This is a genomic window from Intestinimonas sp. HCP28S3_D6 (assembly GCF_052065695.1).
GTDB lineage: Bacteria > Bacillota > Clostridia > Oscillospirales > Oscillospiraceae > Intestinimonas.
The window spans coordinates 1-14,572 of record NZ_JBQHTM010000003.1; the positions used below are offsets into that span (position 1 = coordinate 1).

Annotated in this window: 16 protein-coding genes; 5 read left to right on the forward strand and 11 right to left on the reverse strand. The window is 60.6% G+C overall.

Going from position 1 to position 14,572, the window contains the following annotated elements; all coding sequences use genetic code 11:
• The first annotated feature begins 201 nt into the window (after window positions 1-201).
• From ACTNBK_RS01625 to ACTNBK_RS01635, 3 genes are read left to right on the forward strand one after another with little or no spacing between them, the layout of a single operon-like run.
• On the forward strand, window positions 202-1,224 hold the full coding sequence (locus tag ACTNBK_RS01625; RefSeq protein WP_441143036.1) for a glycosyltransferase family 2 protein: 1,023 nt from the start codon (window positions 202-204) through the stop codon (window positions 1,222-1,224).
• A gap of 24 nt (window positions 1,225-1,248) precedes the next feature.
• A complete protein-coding gene (locus ACTNBK_RS01630) occupies window positions 1,249-2,796 on the forward strand; it encodes an O-antigen ligase family protein (protein ID WP_441143204.1) in 1,548 nt (515 codons plus the stop codon).
• The gene (locus ACTNBK_RS01635; RefSeq protein ID WP_441143038.1) at window positions 2,793-3,593 is read left to right on the forward strand and encodes an HAD family hydrolase; all 801 of its coding nucleotides are present in this window, start codon (window positions 2,793-2,795) and stop codon (window positions 3,591-3,593) included. The genes ACTNBK_RS01630 and ACTNBK_RS01635 overlap by 4 nt, the downstream gene beginning before the upstream one ends.
• A 57-nt stretch (window positions 3,594-3,650) precedes the next feature.
• Here the strand turns inward: ACTNBK_RS01635 and ACTNBK_RS01640 are convergent, their stop codons facing one another.
• From ACTNBK_RS01640 to ylxM, 11 genes are all read right to left on the reverse strand, one after another.
• Complete coding sequence (locus tag ACTNBK_RS01640; protein ID WP_441143040.1) at window positions 3,651-4,598, reverse strand: alginate O-acetyltransferase AlgX-related protein; 948 nt, start codon at window positions 4,596-4,598, stop codon at window positions 3,651-3,653.
• Window positions 4,599-4,841, reverse strand: a complete 243-nt coding sequence (locus tag ACTNBK_RS01645; RefSeq protein WP_441143041.1) for a hypothetical protein — start codon at window positions 4,839-4,841, stop codon at window positions 4,599-4,601.
• 15 nt (window positions 4,842-4,856) lie between these two features.
• Window positions 4,857-6,272 (reverse strand): MBOAT family O-acyltransferase, encoded by a 1,416-nt coding sequence (locus ACTNBK_RS01650; RefSeq protein WP_441143043.1) that lies wholly within the window; start codon window positions 6,270-6,272, stop codon window positions 4,857-4,859.
• A gap of 150 nt (window positions 6,273-6,422) precedes the next feature.
• Window positions 6,423-7,259: a DegV family protein gene (locus tag ACTNBK_RS01655; protein WP_441143045.1), complete on the reverse strand. Its 837-nt coding sequence runs from the start codon at window positions 7,257-7,259 to the stop codon at window positions 6,423-6,425.
• A 126-nt stretch (window positions 7,260-7,385) separates the two neighbouring features.
• Window positions 7,386-8,288, reverse strand: a complete 903-nt coding sequence (locus ACTNBK_RS01660; RefSeq protein WP_441143047.1) for a 3D domain-containing protein — start codon at window positions 8,286-8,288, stop codon at window positions 7,386-7,388.
• Between the two features lie 448 nt (window positions 8,289-8,736).
• The gene (gene trmD / locus ACTNBK_RS01665) at window positions 8,737-9,507 is read right to left on the reverse strand and encodes a tRNA (guanosine(37)-N1)-methyltransferase TrmD (RefSeq protein ID WP_441143048.1); all 771 of its coding nucleotides are present in this window, start codon (window positions 9,505-9,507) and stop codon (window positions 8,737-8,739) included.
• Window positions 9,500-10,003, reverse strand: coding sequence for a ribosome maturation factor RimM (rimM, locus tag ACTNBK_RS01670; RefSeq protein WP_441143050.1), 504 nt, complete (start codon window positions 10,001-10,003; stop codon window positions 9,500-9,502). Before rimM ends, trmD begins: the two co-directional genes overlap by 8 nt.
• A gap of 69 nt (window positions 10,004-10,072) precedes the next feature.
• Window positions 10,073-10,303: a KH domain-containing protein gene (locus ACTNBK_RS01675; protein ID WP_130850677.1), complete on the reverse strand. Its 231-nt coding sequence runs from the start codon at window positions 10,301-10,303 to the stop codon at window positions 10,073-10,075.
• A 17-nt stretch (window positions 10,304-10,320) separates the two neighbouring features.
• Window positions 10,321-10,557 carry a 30S ribosomal protein S16 gene (gene rpsP, locus ACTNBK_RS01680; protein ID WP_130850676.1) on the reverse strand — a complete coding sequence of 79 codons (237 nt, stop codon included), beginning with the start codon at window positions 10,555-10,557 and terminating at the stop codon, window positions 10,321-10,323.
• Between the two features lie 67 nt (window positions 10,558-10,624).
• On the reverse strand, window positions 10,625-11,983 hold the full coding sequence (ffh, locus tag ACTNBK_RS01685; protein ID WP_441143053.1) for a signal recognition particle protein: 1,359 nt from the start codon (window positions 11,981-11,983) through the stop codon (window positions 10,625-10,627).
• Between the two features lie 3 nt (window positions 11,984-11,986).
• Window positions 11,987-12,355, reverse strand: a complete 369-nt coding sequence (gene ylxM / locus ACTNBK_RS01690; RefSeq protein ID WP_130850674.1) for a YlxM family DNA-binding protein — start codon at window positions 12,353-12,355, stop codon at window positions 11,987-11,989.
• A gap of 179 nt (window positions 12,356-12,534) precedes the next feature.
• On the opposite strand from ylxM, the gene ACTNBK_RS01695 reads away from it, so the two are divergent.
• Together ACTNBK_RS01695 and ACTNBK_RS01700 are read left to right on the forward strand one after the other, a co-directional pair.
• The gene (locus ACTNBK_RS01695; RefSeq protein ID WP_441143055.1) at window positions 12,535-13,155 is read left to right on the forward strand and encodes a hypothetical protein; all 621 of its coding nucleotides are present in this window, start codon (window positions 12,535-12,537) and stop codon (window positions 13,153-13,155) included.
• Between the two features lie 132 nt (window positions 13,156-13,287).
• Complete coding sequence (locus ACTNBK_RS01700; RefSeq protein ID WP_441143057.1) at window positions 13,288-14,508, forward strand: glycosyltransferase; 1,221 nt, start codon at window positions 13,288-13,290, stop codon at window positions 14,506-14,508.
• Window positions 14,509-14,572 lie beyond the last annotated feature (64 nt).

The window sequence follows — 14,572 nt, forward strand, 5'->3', positions numbered from 1 at the left end:
GATATGGTCTCCTCTCGTTCGGTTGTTGTCCGCAACTTCAACTATAACCGATGAGGCCCTGTCCTTCATCCTTTTTTATTCAGATGTCCAATATGTATTGTAGTCCTACACTTCTTTTTGCCCCTCAAACTGCGGCTGCTGTTGCATTTCCCGGGAAAGAACGGTATAATGAAACGATAAAATCAGGCAAGGAGGCGGCGTATGCCAAAAATCTCCATCATCGCCCCCGTCTACAAGGCGGAGAACGTGTTAGCCAAGTGCGTGGACTCCGTTCTGGCCCAGACCTTTGCCGATTGGGAGCTCCTCCTCATCGACGATGGCTCTCCCGACGGCAGCGGCGCCCTGTGTGACGACTACGCCGGCCAGGACGACAGGGTCCGGGTCTTTCATAAACCCAACGGCGGCGTCTCCTCCGCCCGCAATCTGGGCATGGAGGAGGCGAAGGGGGACTACATCCTCTTCATCGACGCCGACGACTGGATCGAGCCCAATACCTGTGAGACCCTGCTGGGAGCCCTGGAGGGGGCGGGGGCCGACTCCGCCGGCTGCGCCCACTGGAATATCCAGCCCGGCGGCGAGAAGTGGGCCGAGCCGGGGGCGCTGCCCACCGGCGTGTATGACGCCGGTGCCATCCGGAAGGGTATCGTGGACCGGCTCCTGGGCCAGCGTCTGGGAAAGCCCGGAGAGGTCCTCAACGGCTTCATCTGGCGGTTCCTCTTCTCACGGTCCATCATCACGGACCACGCCATCCGCTTTTCCGGCGCCTATCTGGAGGACGAGCTCTTCCTGATGGAATATTTCTGCCTGGCCCGGAAGCTGGCCATGGTGGACGAGCCCCTCTACTACTATTTGCAGAACCCCGCCTCTGTGACCCGGAACTATCTGCCCGACTACATGGACACCTTCCGCCGCTTCCTGGCGGCCAAGGAGGCCGTGGTGGAGCGGTACGGCCTGGAGGGGGATGACTCCCGGTGGCGGCAGAGCACCTGCTGGGCGGGGCTCCTCATCGCCATCGGCAACGAGTTCGCCCCCGGCAATCCCGCCCCTCTGGCGGAGAAGCGCCGCCGGGTGGAGGGCTTCACCCGGGAGCCCGGCATGGAGGAGGCCATCCGGGACCTGAATCCCCAGGGCATGGGGCGGAACAAGCAGCTGGTGGCCGGACTGGTCCGCCGGCGGTGGTTTGGGCTCCTGGCCCTGATGTACGCCGTGAAGAACCGGCGGTAAGGAGGCGTATTCTGTTTGGAAGTTATGGAAAACAGTGTGGTGGGGCGCATTCTGCTCTCCATCTGGTATGTGGTGTACCGCTGGTATGAGGGCAGCGGCGTGTGCAGGCTCCTCCGGGGCATTTCCCGGGTATGGACCCGCTGGTTCCACGGCAGCGCCCTCATGAACCTGCTGGTCCGGGAAGGCATTTTCCCCAAAGCCTGGCGGGACAGCTTCTTCTGTGCCCTGGCCGAGACCATCATCAACCTTCCCGCCGCCATCCTCCATTGGATCTATCGGAAGGGGAAGCCCCTCTTTGACAACAGCTTCTTTGCCCAACTGGGCTTTGCCATGGGCAGCCAGACCCCTGCCGCCATCGGCTGGCTCATGGTGGGCATTATGATCTACCCCTACGAGCACTGGGACAACCGGTACTCCCTCCTGGGCTTTATCCTCATGGCGCTGCTATTTATTGTGGGAGGTATGGGGAACCGGTCCCTGCGGGTGGACCTGAAGAGCGTGGGCCCCTACCCCCTCATCTTCGCCGGTGCTGTGTGCCTGGCCTGGCCAGTGTCCTACTCCTCCAGCGCCTCTATGCGCTTTCTCTTCTTCCACATCACGGCTATGCTGTGTGTGGGGGTGACGGTGAGCGCCGTGGAGCACGTCGACGACCTCAAGCGTCTGGCGGGCTTTGCAAGCCTGGCCCTCTTCGGCACCTCGGCCTATGGCGTGGTGCAGCGCATCCAGGGCGTGGAGGTCAACTACTCCTATGTGGACCCCCTCCTCAACGAGGGCATGCCCGGCCGTGTCTTCTCCGTCTTTGGAAACCCCAACGCCTTTGCCGAGGTGCTGGTGATGCTCCTCCCCCTGGCGGTGGCCCTGGTGCTGTGCAGCCGCTCCTGGTGGGGGCGGATCGGCGCCCTGTGTGCCGCCGGCGTGGGCGTGGCTGCCCTGGGCATGACCTACTCCCGGGCCAGTTGGATCGGCGCCGCCTTTGCCGCCGCGGTATTTGTGTTCCTGTGGAATCGGAAGCTCATCCCCGGCTTTCTGCTGCTGGCCCTGTGCGCCATTCCCTTCCTGCCCGACACCATCTTCAACCGTATCCTCACCATCTTTAATCTAGAGGACTCCTCCACCTCCAGCCGCTTCCCCCTGTACGCGGCGGCGCTGGAGATGATCAAGACCCGTCCCATCCGGGGCGCTGGACTGGGAACCGATACGGTGCGCTTGGCCATCAAGGATATGAACCTCTATCACGGCACCGCGCCCTTCGTCCACTCCCACAACCTGTACCTCCAGATCTGGCTGGAGACGGGACTTATCGGTGTGGTCTCCTACGTGGCGGCCATGATCTGCGGCCTCAAGTCCGCGGCCAAGGCATGCAAGCTCCACTGCCCCCATGAGGTACGGCTCATCACCATCGGCGCCGCCGCAGCGGTGGCCGGCATTCTGGTGGACTGTCTGGCCGACTACCTGTGGAACTATCCCCGGGTTATGGTCATCTTCTGGTTCCTCTTCGCCATCCTCCTCTCCGGTGTCAAGCTGGCCAGGCGGTATGCCCAGAAGGCCGAGATGGGAGGCGCAGGTCTGTGAAGAGACGTTTGCTGGTCTCGGATATGGACCATACCCTTCTGAACGAACAATCCCAGCTCTCCAGAGAGAACCTGGAGGCCATCCGGCGCCACGTAGCCAAAGGCGGACTCTTCACCGTGGCCACCGGCCGGGCACCGGCGGCCATCCGGGTATTCCCTGAGCTGCTGTCCTGCATCAACCTCCCGGTGGTCACCGGCAACGGTGGCCAGGTGGTGGACCTGGTGGGGGGCGACCGTATCCTGCGCCGGTGGGTCCTCCCCAAGGAGGTCTGCCCCATCATGAAGGAGGCCATCGCCCGGTTCCCTGAGATGGGCGCCGTGGCCTACTACGACCTGGATGGCTTCTGTTCCTTCCGGATGACCCCCTATGTGGAGGGCCTCATCGCCAAGGAGAAGCGGCCCGCCCTGCCCACCACGGTGGATGGTTCTCCACGGCCCTGGAACAAGACCCTTATGACCCAGGACCACGAAGCCCTGCTGGAGGTCAAGGCGTGGCTGGACCCCCAGCTCTCTGGCCTGGGCCGGACGGTATTCTCCGAGGGAACCTATCTGGAGATTCTTCCCCTGGGTGTCTCCAAGGGGGCGGCTCTGTCGGTGATCCTGGAGATGGAGGGCATCGATCCCCAGGAGGTAGTGGCTGTGGGAGATGCCCCCAACGACAAGGAGATGCTGGAGCTGGCCGGCATCGGCGCGGCGGTGTCCAATGCCGCCCTCGAGCTGAAGGCAGTAGCCGACGCCGTGGTCTGCTCCAACGACGAGGGCGCCGTTCGTGACTGCCTGGAGCGCTGGTTTAGCTGAAGAAAATGAAAATGGACCCGCATGTCTAAACATGCGGGTCCATTTTTATATTGTTTCTCAGTGAATGTTGCCGTTTCCTTCTGTGGAGAGGTACGACGTGTCGTCCCGGACGCAGAGGACTACGTCGGGATGGTGCTCCGCCACATACTCCAGGAGGCTTACGTCGGCGTACCGCAGGTCCAGGGACCGGGTCTCGTCAAAGCCGGTGTAGAGGAGGGTCTCCAGGGGATTGGTGAAGGAGTCCCCGAAAATGAGCAGATCGGGGAGCTCCGGGCGGTGGGTGGAGAGCACGGTCTCGGCCACGTCGCCCCCCATGTAGACGTTGTAGTCTACGGTTTCCGTGGGGGTGGCGGGCAGCCGGAAGAGCTGGGCGGGGACGGGAAGGCCGTTGTCCGTTCGGTCGAAGGCCACCGGCTCCCGCTGGACGCCGACGGTCAGGGGTTCGGAGCCCGGCCACAGGCCGTAGAGCTTTCGGTTCCGGGAGCCCAGGAAGGGATTCTCCAACGCCTGAAAGGTGAGGGTATCGGCGGTCAGGACGGGGAGGTCCCGGTCCAGGTCGGCGGTGATGCGCTCCATGACGGTGCGGTAGGTGAGGTAGGCACCGTAGTAGTTGAAGTGGTGGTCGGAGGCGGCGTAGAGAGGTTGCTCCTCGGTCTGGGCCGCCCGGAGGACGGGCTCCATGTCCAGAAAGGCCAGCCCCCGATCCTCCATGGCGCCGGCGAAGGCCTCCGTCATGGCGGAGATGTGCCAGTAGCGGTTTTCCAGGTAGTCGGGGTAGCGGTCGTAGTAGAAGGCGTTTTGCAGGGGGAGGCCCACATAGTAGAAGCGGCCGCCGTAGGAGGATACCAGCTCGTCCAAATGTGCCAGGTCGTCACACACTGCGGCGGCGTCCCCGGAGAGGTAATCCAGGTCCCAGGTGCCGTAGGCCTGGAAGGGGAAGAGAACGCCGCCTTCTCCCTCTACGATGCCGTTGACCGACGGCCGGTCCAGGAGACGGTAGTCCAACTAGGTGTTGAGCTTCAGGAGCCGTTCCCGACCGGCCACGTGGTCGGTGAGCCAGCTGTCCCACTGGCTGAAGTACTCCCCGCTGAGCAGATCTTCTGCGTTGGCTTCCGGCACGGAGGAGAGAGCACGGTTCTCGTAGTATAGCGCCTGGATCTTGGAGCCGTGGAAGAGGATGAGCAGAGGGACGGCTACCAAGACGGCCACAAAAAGGATGGAAAAGCAGACCTCGGAAAAGCGTTTCAACTGCTGTGCCTCCTCTCAGAACCGGAAATAGATGAAGGGGTTGTAGCTGGAGCTCACCAGCCGCAGGAAGGAGAGGGCAAAGAGCCCCAGGGCCGCCGCTTTAGGACCCCAGGTGAGGACCAGACCGCTGAGGGCGGTGTCCCTGGCCTCCAGGCGCTGGAGGGCCCAGTCCCGCAGGGGAAGGGAGGCGGGGATGGCCAGTAGCAGCTCCCAGCGGAACTGGAGCAGGTAGTAGAGGCTGCGGCCGTCGGTCCAGCCCCCGGCGGCGGCGCCGAACATGGCGGCGATGAACTGTCCCGCATAGGAGAGCGTTTCGGCCCGGAAGATCACCCAGCCCAGCAGGATGAGCACCAGGGCGTAGACGTGGCGCAGAAAGGAGGGGAGATGCTCCAGGGCCCGGCCCCAGAGGTACTTCTCCCTCAGGAGCAGGAGTGCGTAGTAGAGGCCCCAGGCCAGGAAGGTCCACGCCGCCCCGTGCCAGAAGCCGGTGAGGGCCCACACAACCAGGATATTCCGGATGTGGCGGGCGGGGGAGCAGCGGTTACCCCCCAGGGGGATGTAGACATAGTCCCGGAACCAGGTGGACAGGGAGATGTGCCACCGCCGCCAGAACTCGGTCACCGAGCGGGAGATATAGGGGTAATTAAAGTTCTCCAGGAAGTGGAAACCGAACATGTGTCCCAGACCGATAGCCATGTCGGAGTAGCCGGAAAAGTTGAAGTAGATCTGGCCGGTGTAGGCGATGGCGCCCAGCCAGGTGAGGGAGACGGTGAGAAACTCCGGGCGGACGGCGAAGATCTCGTCGGACATGAGACCCAGCTGGTTGGCCAGCAGCATTTTCTTGGCCAGACCGAAGAGGAAACGCACTGCCCCGGCGGAGAAGTCGGAGACCGTCTCCCGTCTGGTGAGGATTTCCTCAGCTACGGTGGTGTAGCGGACGATGGGGCCGGCCACCAGTTGAGGGAAGAGGGAGATATAGAGGGCCACGTGGAAAGGATTACGCTGGGGTTCCGCTTGGCCCCGGTAGACATCCAGCACGTAGGAGAGGCCCTGGAAGGTAAAAAAGGAGATGCCGATGGGGAGAGTGACCTGGGGCACTGGAAGGCCGGTCCACACCTTGGCTAGGTTGGAGAAGAAAAAGCCGGCGTACTTGAACCAGCCCAGCAGGGCCAAATTCACCGCTGTGGTCACTACCATGGCGGCCTTGGCGTGCCGCCGCCCCGGTGCGGCGCACAGGGCGCCCACATAGTTGACGGCAATGGAGAGGAGCATAAGTAGCAGAAAGCGGGGGCCTCCGTAGCCGTAGAAAAAGAGGCTGAAGGCCAAGAGCACACCGTTCCGCCAGGCTCTGGATTTGGTGGGCAGAAGATAGTAGGCTGCCAGCAGGAGCGGTAGAAAGACGAAGAGAAAGGTCACGCTGCTGAAGACCACGGGCCATACCCCCATTCGGTGTAAAAATCCTGAAAAAGAAAATAAAACCGACGGTAGAATGATCATATTGTAGCATAGACGGTCCGTTCCGGCAATAGGGGCAAAAAGCAGGGGCGCCCCAAAGGGCGCCCCTGACAGATCGTATTGAATTCAGTAGGCGGCCACAATGCCGCCGTCGTTGGCGTAAACGGTGCTGATGCCGCCGGTCTCACAGATAAAGACCTCGGAAAAGCGGCAGCTTTTTTGGACCATCTCCTTGAGCTGGAAGGCTCGCTCCAGGCAGTTGCAATGGGAGAGGACCAGCAGCTTGCCCACGTGATTTGGGTCTTTTTCCATGATCTCCACCATCTTGTTCAGGGCCTGCTTCATACTCATGGCTTGACCCCGCTTGCAGATCTCGCCCTGAGGGGTGGAGCCCATGAGGAGTTTAATCCGCAGCGCAGCGGTAACCACCGACTGAAGGCCGGTGAGCCGACCGTTCTTCCGCAGGTTTTCCAGCGTCTCCAGCACGAAGAGGGTGTTCATTCCACCACAGAAGGCGGTAGCCTGGCTGACCACCTCATGGAAGGGGTGACCGGCGGCGGCCAGCTCCCGAACCTTCAGGGCCAGCAGCACCTCGCCGGCGGAGGCGGAGCAGGAGTTGAAGATGTGGACGTGAGCGTCGGGATGCTCCTCCAGCCAGATTTGCCGGGCCTGCTGGGCGCTGTTGTGGGAGCCGGAGAGCAGGGCCGAGAGGGTAATTACATACAGATCGTCAGCGCCGCAGTCGAAGGCGTCCAGATACTGGGCGGGGGAGGGACAGGCAGTCTGAGGGGCGCTCTCGCACTCCTTCATCCGCCACAGCAGCTCTGCGCGGTCCAGCCCGGCGTCATCCACGAAGTGCTTGTCTCCCACGCGGATGGTCAGAGGTACGCTGAGAAAGGCGTCCTCCCGCAGGAGAGAGGGGGTCAGGTCACAGCAGCTGTCCACGATGACTTTAAAACTCATGCTGACAATCTCCTAATCTCATTTTGTGAATCAGATTCTACCATAGGCCATGGGAAAAGTCAACCGAAAGAGGGGAAAAGAAAAAGAAAGGTCCCCTTCCGATTTGCCGGAAGAGGACAGAGGGGATCAGGCCAGCAGGTAGACGTCGCAGGTCCGGACCCCAAAATGGATGCACTCATTGTAGGTGTCGAAAAAGAGGTCGATGCGGTTGCCCTTGATGTTGCCGCCGCAGTCCTCAGCGGTGGCCACGCCGTAGGTGATGGAGCCGTCGGCGGAGACGATGAACATCCGGGTGCCGTAGGGGATGACCCTGGGGTCTACGGCGATGGCGCCTACCCGGGCGGTGGTGCCGGTGGCAGTCCGCTTCCAGGACTGAAGTTGGGTGGTGTAGGCGGTGGCCTTGCAGCTGATGACCTGGGTATAGGTCAGCTCTGTGCCAGAGGCGGTGGTGAGGGTGCCGCCGCCGTCAGTGTCAGCGTCGATATGGGTGAGCACGTCGTCGGTGACGCTGAGCCAGGACTGGGCGGCGGGGGCAACACGGGTGCCGTAGGCCACGATCTCGTCCACCGGCTCCTGGGAGACATATGTGCCCATGGAGGTGATGCAAAGGCTGCCGTCGGGGTCGGTGACCACCCGGCTCTTGGCGGACACGGTGCCCTGGGCGCCGGTCTGTACCACCTGCTCCTGGCCCAGCAGCAGGTTGGGGTCGGCCTGGCGGACGGTGTCGTAGGGCAGCAGGTCTACCACCTGCTCCTCATAGGTGGTCACCGGCCGCTCCACCGTGACGGCCACCGAGCCGTCATCCCGGACGGCGGAGGTGACACGGTCCCGCTCCGAAACCGCTACCCCGGCCTGGGCCAGGGCGGCCTCGGTGTCGCCGGACTTGCCGGTAACGGTGTAGACGGCCTCGCCGTCGGTGATGTGGTAAGTGGTCTGGGGGCTGGCGGAGCCGGTGATGAACAGGGTAGCCAGTAGGCCGGAGATCAGCAGGGCGGCGGTGCGGCCGCCCCTGGATGATCGGTCAAACATAGAAAAATTCCTCCTGAAGGATGTATCCGTTGATTTTGTAATCATTTGCGCTGCGTGGAACAGGTGGGATTATAGCCACTTTTTCCGCAAAAGTCAAATCAACCGGGAACTTTCAGAAGGTATATGCAAAAATGGAGCCGTTTTTTTCCGTCGTTTGCCGTCGCCCGGGACGGAGAAAAGAAACAAAAGGTTACAAATAGTAACAAGCTCAAAGTCCTGCGGCCCAGGGGGTCCCGCCCTTGGCTCCAATGCCGTCGGCCCTGGGAGGGGAAAAGGGGAGAGAACTGGGGACTGGCTCCAGATCTTCTCCCCACAATTCCCATATTCTAGTCAATCTTTATCCAGAATTAAGGATTTAATACAAAAATATAGAAAATATTTTTGGCGCTCCTGTAAAAAAAGAGGGGTTGCCGTCGACAAAAACTTTATGCAAGGGGACGGAAAAAGTTCAGTCTTCCTCCTCTGGAAGGGGCAGTTCCGGCACCTCGGACTGGAGCTCGGCGAAGAGTTTTTTCTCCTCTTTGGAGGTGAACTCCAGCTTCCGGTAGAGGTCGGGCCGCCGCCGCCAGGTCCGCAGGATACTCTGCTTCCGCCGCCAACGGGCGATGTTCTTGTGGTCGCCGGAGCGGAGGATGGGGGGAACAGTGCGGCCGTGCCAGGTTTCAGGACGGGAGTACTGGGGGTACTCCAGCATGCCGTTCCAGTGGCTCTCCTCCTCAAAGCACTCCGGATCGGAGAGAACCCCGGGCACCATCCGGGCTACCGCGTCGGCTACCACCATGGCGGGCAGCTCCCCGCCGGTGAGGACGAAGTCGCCGATGGAGATTTCCTCGTCCACGCACTCCTCGATGAACCGCTCGTCAATGCCCTCGTAGTGGCCGCACACCAGAATCAGGTGGTCGTAGTCCCGGAGGAGGCGCTTGGCCTCGGTCTGGGTAAAGGTCTTACCGGCGGGGGAGAGGAAGATGGTATGGCCAGGGCCGTAGGTGTCGGTGATGTGCTTCCAGCACTGGTAGAGGGGGTCGGCCTGCATCACCGCGCCGTGGCCGCCGCCGTAGGGGTAGTCGTCTACCTGCTTTTGTTTATTTAAGGTATAGTCCCGAATCTGGTGGGCCTCGATGCGCAGGATGTCCCGTTCCTGGGCCCGGCCCAGAATGGACTCGTTCATCATGTCGCCCACGGTCTCGTCGAAGAGGGTCATGATGTCAATACTATACATCGCTAGCCATCCCCTCGATGAGCTTGACCCGGATGAAGCCGCCGTCCACGTCGATCTCCTTGACGAACTCGTCCACGGCGGGGATCATATACTCCTTTCCGCCGCCGCGGACCACATAGACCTCGTGGGCGGGGGGCGTGAGGATGTCGTGGATGGTGCCCAGGACGGCGCCGGTCTCGGCATCCCGGACCTCCAGGCCCATGAGGTCGGCCAGGAAGTGGCGGCCGTCGGGGAGCTCTACGCCGGTGCGGTCGATGGAGAGGGTCTTGCCCTTCAGGCGCATGGCGGCGTTCACGTCGGTGATCCCCTCCAGCCGGGCCAACACATTGCCCATGTGGGGCCGGGCAGCCAGGACCTTGATGGGAGCGCCATCTATATATAAGGTAGAGAAGGAGCAGAGGAACTCCGGGGAGTCGCACCAGGGAACGATCTTCACCTCGCCCTGGATGCCGTGGGTGTTGACAATCTGCCCGGCCTCCAGAAATTTGTTTTTCATATGGTGTTGTCCTTTCCGGCCTGACGGCCCAATGAAAGAAAAAGCGGCGGGAGCAAGTCCCGCCGCTTTTCAGTCGACGATCTCGACGGAAACCCTGGTTCCCTTCCGCTGGGCCACAGAGCGCATCAGGGTGCGGATCTCCTTTGCGATGCGGCCCTGACGGCCGATGACCTTACCCATGTCCTCGGGGGCTACCCGAAGCTCCAGCAGGGTCTCGCCGTCTCCCTGGGTCTCGGTGACCGAAACGGCCTCCGGGTGTTCCACAAGGTTCTGGGCCACATAGGTAAGAAGCTCTTTCATGTGCGCCTCCCGCCGGCTTACACGCCGGCCTTTTTCAGCAGAGCCTTCACGGTCTCAGTGGGCTGAGCGCCGGTCTTGATCCAAGCCTGAGCCCGCTCCACGTCCACCTTCAGCTCGGCGGGATCGGTGGTGGGGTTGTAGGTACCGATCTCCTCAATGAAACGGCCATCACGGGGATAGCGGGAGTCGGCCACCACGATGCGGTAGAAGGGAGCCTTCTTGGCGCCCATGCGACGCAGTCTGATTTTAACCATGTATCGTCACCTCCAAATGATCTTTCCAAATTCCTTATATGGCAGTACCCGACGGGTACGGACCAACTTATCCGAAGGGGAAGCCCTTGAACTTCCCCAGCCGGCCCATGCGCCGGGCCATCTTGCCGCCGGCCATGCCGGCCATCTGCTTGGTGAGCTGTTGCATCTGTTCGAACTGCTTCAGGAGCCGGTTGACGTCCACCACCTGGGTACCGCTGCCGGCGGCGATGCGCTTTTTCCGGCTGCTGTTGAGGATGGAGGGGTTCTCCCGCTCGGCGGGGGTCATGGACAGAATGATGGCCTCGGTTTTACCCAGGGCGTTCTTGTCCAGGTCGGCCCCCTCCAGGGCTTTGGCGTCCATACCGGGGATCATCCCCGCCAAATCGGCGATGGAGCCCATGTTCTTGAACTGCTGCATCTGCTCATAAAAATCCGTCAGAGTGAGACGGTTTTTCTTCATTTTCTCCTGGAGCTCGGCGGCCTTCTTCATGTCGAAGGTCTGCTGGGCCTTCTCGATAAGGGAGAGCACGTCGCCCATGCCCAGGATGCGGGAGGCCATGCGGTCGGGGTGGAAGATCTCCACCTGGTCCAGCTTCTCGCCCACGCCCACGAACTTGATGGGCTTTCCGGTGACGGCCTTGATGGAGAGGGCCGCGCCGCCCCGGGCGTCACCGTCCAGCTTGGTGAGCATGACGCCGGTGATGTCCAGGGCCTCGTCAAAGACTTTGGCGGCGTTCACCGCGTCCTGGCCGATCATGGCGTCCACCACCAGGAGGATCTCGTCGGGGTTTACCGCCGCCTTCATGACCTTGAGCTGATCCATTAGCTCCTCGTCCACGTGGAGGCGGCCGGCAGTGTCCAGGAACACCAAGTCGTTGCCGTGCTTGCGAGCATGCTCAATGGCGGCCTTGGCGATGTCCACCGGGTCGGCCTGCCCCATCTGGAAGACGGGGATGTCCAGCTGCTCGCCCACTACCTCCAGCTGATGGATGGCGGCGGGGCGGAAGGTATCACAGGCGGCCAGAAGGGGCCGCTTGCCGTTCTGCTTTTTCATGAAGCCGGCCAGCTTAGCGCAGTTGGTGGTCTTACCGGCGCCGTTGAGGCCGACCACCATCACCACCGTGGGCGGCTTGGAGGAGATGTTGAGCTTGGCGCTCTCGCCGCCCATGAGGGTGGTGAGCTCCTCGTTGACGATCTTGACGATCATCTGTGCGGGGGTCAGACTCTCCAGCACGTCGGCGCCGATGGCCCGCTCGGTCACCGTCTTGGTGAACTCCTTGACCACCTTGTAGCTGACGTCGGCCTCCAGGAGGGCCATGCGGATCTCCTTCATGGCGTCCTTGACGTCGTTTTCGGAGAGGCGCCCCTTGCCCCGGAGCTTTTTGAACGCGTTGGAGAGTTTTTCGGTCAGTCCTTCAAATGCCATAGGTCACTCCTGAATCAGGGTGTCGGCCAGGGACTTGATGCGCCCGGCCAGCGTCTCCAGTTCGTCGCTGCCCAGCTTGGCGTCGTTCAGGTCCAGGACCTTCTGGGCACAGTCGGCCACCTCGCGGAGCTGGCCCTGCATGGTGTGGAACCGGCGGATGAGGCCGGTTTTGTCCTCGATCTCGGTGAGGTAGGCCTCCGCCCGGACGATGACATCCCGGACGCCCTGGCGGGTAATGCCGTAGTTCTCGGCGATCTCGGCCAGGGAAAGGTCCTCATTGTAGTAGAGGTCGTAAAACTCCTTCTGACGGTCGGTGAGCAGGTCGCCGTAGAAATCGTAGAGCATTGCCATCCGGTAGGCCTGGTTCTTCATCGCGGCACCTCCGTTCCGTCTTGTAAAGCACGCTGACTTTACATGAGTAGTATGATACAACATTTCCCGCCGGCTGTCAAGTGAAAATCCCGTCGGATCTGAGGTTCCTTCTTATGAAAACTGCCCAGGCGGGAGGCTTTGGAGACCGCATGGCTACGTGTGCTGATGTATGCGGGAAAATGGCTCCATGCGACGCCCTGGACGTCCTCATTTACCACCTACGCCTAATCCCGGACAGGACACAGCGGAGTCTGGAAACCCTGCCTCCGCTTATCGTATTCGATTCGTTTACCGGAAACTCGGAGAGCCACAACGAGCTGTTTGCCGGAGAGCTGCCGGAGCCGACGATCTGCCTGCTGACTACCTCCAGTACCACCAGCAGCACCAGCAGCACGACAACCACCACCAGTACCACAAGCAGTACCACGACTACAAGTACAACCAGTACAACAACGACGACCACGAGCACCACCAGCACAACAAGCACTACCAGCACCACGACTACGTCCACCACCTCTACGACCACCACCACGACGGTAGCGCCCGACCGCCGAAGCCAGGCCATCTCGGATCTTTTTGAATCCGTTGCGCTACAGCAGACGGCGCTGGCGCATATCCTGAACGCCGAGGGGGAGAAGCTGCAGAGGGTCCTTGCGTTTGAGGAAATCTCCCAGGATGTGATTTTGCAGACCAACCAGTCGGTGGAGTCTATGGTGAACGCCGTAGCAAATCTGGAGAGCATTTTGAAGCTGAAGCTGGAGCTGTTTGACGGGTGCGAATGTGTTGAGACATTAGGATAAGCGTAAAAATTTTGGCGCAGCAAATATTTGCTGCGCCAAAATTACAAACAGGGAAGAGAGGTATTCTGCATGAAAGTCGCCATATTGACCATGTTTACCGGCCTGTCCTCCACCTATTCCCTGGTGAATGTGGTGGCGGATCAGATCGAGATGCTGCTGCGCGCCAACATTTCCGTCAAGGTTTTGGTGAGTGAGCTTTGTCCCGATGGGGAGCGGACGGGAGTGTTTGCGGATGACCGCATCGAATGGGTCAAGATCACCAACACCTGCGGCGGAAAAAATATCGTGTGGCATGATTACACAAATACATCGGGCGGTGTGCATGCGTCGTTTTTTGAAGAGGCCAAACTGTTTGCGGAAGATTTTGTGCGGTATTTGGGGGATGTGGACGTCTGCATCCTGCATGATATTTTGTATCAGGGGTGGCATCTGGTCCACAACGTTGCCATCCGAATGGCACAGGAGCGGCTACCCCATACCCGCTTTCTGGCCTTTACCCATTCCCTCCCGTTCAACCGGCCCAACAACGTGGAGTACCCCTTCTCAGCACGCTTTACCGATATGCCCAGGACCAGGTTCGTGTATCCCACCCATTCCGGTATTCCAGCCCTGGCGAGGCAGTACGATGTCCCCGAGGGAAAGTGTGCGGTGGTATACAATGCCCTCCCTCTGCTCTCCTCTATGAGTGCGGATGTGCAGCATATCGCGGAAAACATCGATCTCATGGGTGCGGAGATTCTGGCGGTTTATCCGGCCAGGCTGACGACTGGTAAGCAGTTTGAAAAGGTGGCGGCCCTTACCGGGGCCATCAAAGTCACGACGGAGAAAACCAGTAAGGTCGTGTTCTGCGATTTTCCCAGTGCGGATATCCCAAGCGGCGTCTACAAGGCCATGATACGGATGGAAGGGAAGAAATACGGTCTGGACGAGGCGGATATGCTGTTCACGTCTGATGTTGGTTACAAGGACGGTTTTCCAAGAAAAGGCGTCTTTGAGCTGTTTACACTGTCCAATCTGTTTGTTTGCCCATCTTATTCCGAATCCTTTGGGCTGACGGTACTGGAGGCGGGGAGCAGAGGAAATTTCCTGGTGCTGAATGAGGCGGTGCCTGCGCTGAAGGAGCTGGGTGAGACGTTGGGGGCCTATTTTATGCGGTGGGACGCCAGAAACTTTGGCTACGACACCCATGAGAAATACCTCCCGTCAGAAAAGGCGTACTATGAGGAGCACGGGAGCAGGATCGCGGATCTCATGCGTGAGGATCGAAGCCTGCGCGCCAAAACCATGATACGCAACAGGTATCATCCCCAGTGGATCTTTAAAAATCAACTGCTGCCTCTGCTGGAACCATGACCTTTGATATTCGCAAAATCAGCACAAAGAATGGTGGAGCATATTCGAGTAGATGTGGTGCATG

Excerpts from the sequence above, each read along its gene's own strand:
- rimM (WP_441143050.1), bottom strand. The coding sequence starts at position 10,003 with ATGAAAAACAAATTTCTGGAGGCCGGGCAGATTGTCAACACCCACGGC.
- ACTNBK_RS01695 (WP_441143055.1), top strand. The coding sequence starts at position 12,535 with ATGGCTCCATGCGACGCCCTGGACGTCCTCATTTACCACCTACGCCTA.
- ACTNBK_RS01660 (WP_441143047.1), bottom strand. The coding sequence starts at position 8,288 with ATGTTTGACCGATCATCCAGGGGCGGCCGCACCGCCGCCCTGCTGATC.
- trmD (WP_441143048.1), bottom strand. The coding sequence starts at position 9,507 with ATGTATAGTATTGACATCATGACCCTCTTCGACGAGACCGTGGGCGAC.
- ACTNBK_RS01625 (WP_441143036.1), top strand. The coding sequence starts at position 202 with ATGCCAAAAATCTCCATCATCGCCCCCGTCTACAAGGCGGAGAACGTG.
- ffh (WP_441143053.1), bottom strand. The coding sequence starts at position 11,983 with ATGGCATTTGAAGGACTGACCGAAAAACTCTCCAACGCGTTCAAAAAG.
- rpsP (WP_130850676.1), bottom strand. The coding sequence starts at position 10,557 with ATGGTTAAAATCAGACTGCGTCGCATGGGCGCCAAGAAGGCTCCCTTC.
- ACTNBK_RS01630 (WP_441143204.1), top strand. The coding sequence starts at position 1,249 with ATGGAAAACAGTGTGGTGGGGCGCATTCTGCTCTCCATCTGGTATGTG.
- ACTNBK_RS01675 (WP_130850677.1), bottom strand. The coding sequence starts at position 10,303 with ATGAAAGAGCTTCTTACCTATGTGGCCCAGAACCTTGTGGAACACCCG.
- ACTNBK_RS01655 (WP_441143045.1), bottom strand. The coding sequence starts at position 7,259 with ATGAGTTTTAAAGTCATCGTGGACAGCTGCTGTGACCTGACCCCCTCT.
- ylxM (WP_130850674.1), bottom strand. The coding sequence starts at position 12,355 with ATGAAGAACCAGGCCTACCGGATGGCAATGCTCTACGATTTCTACGGC.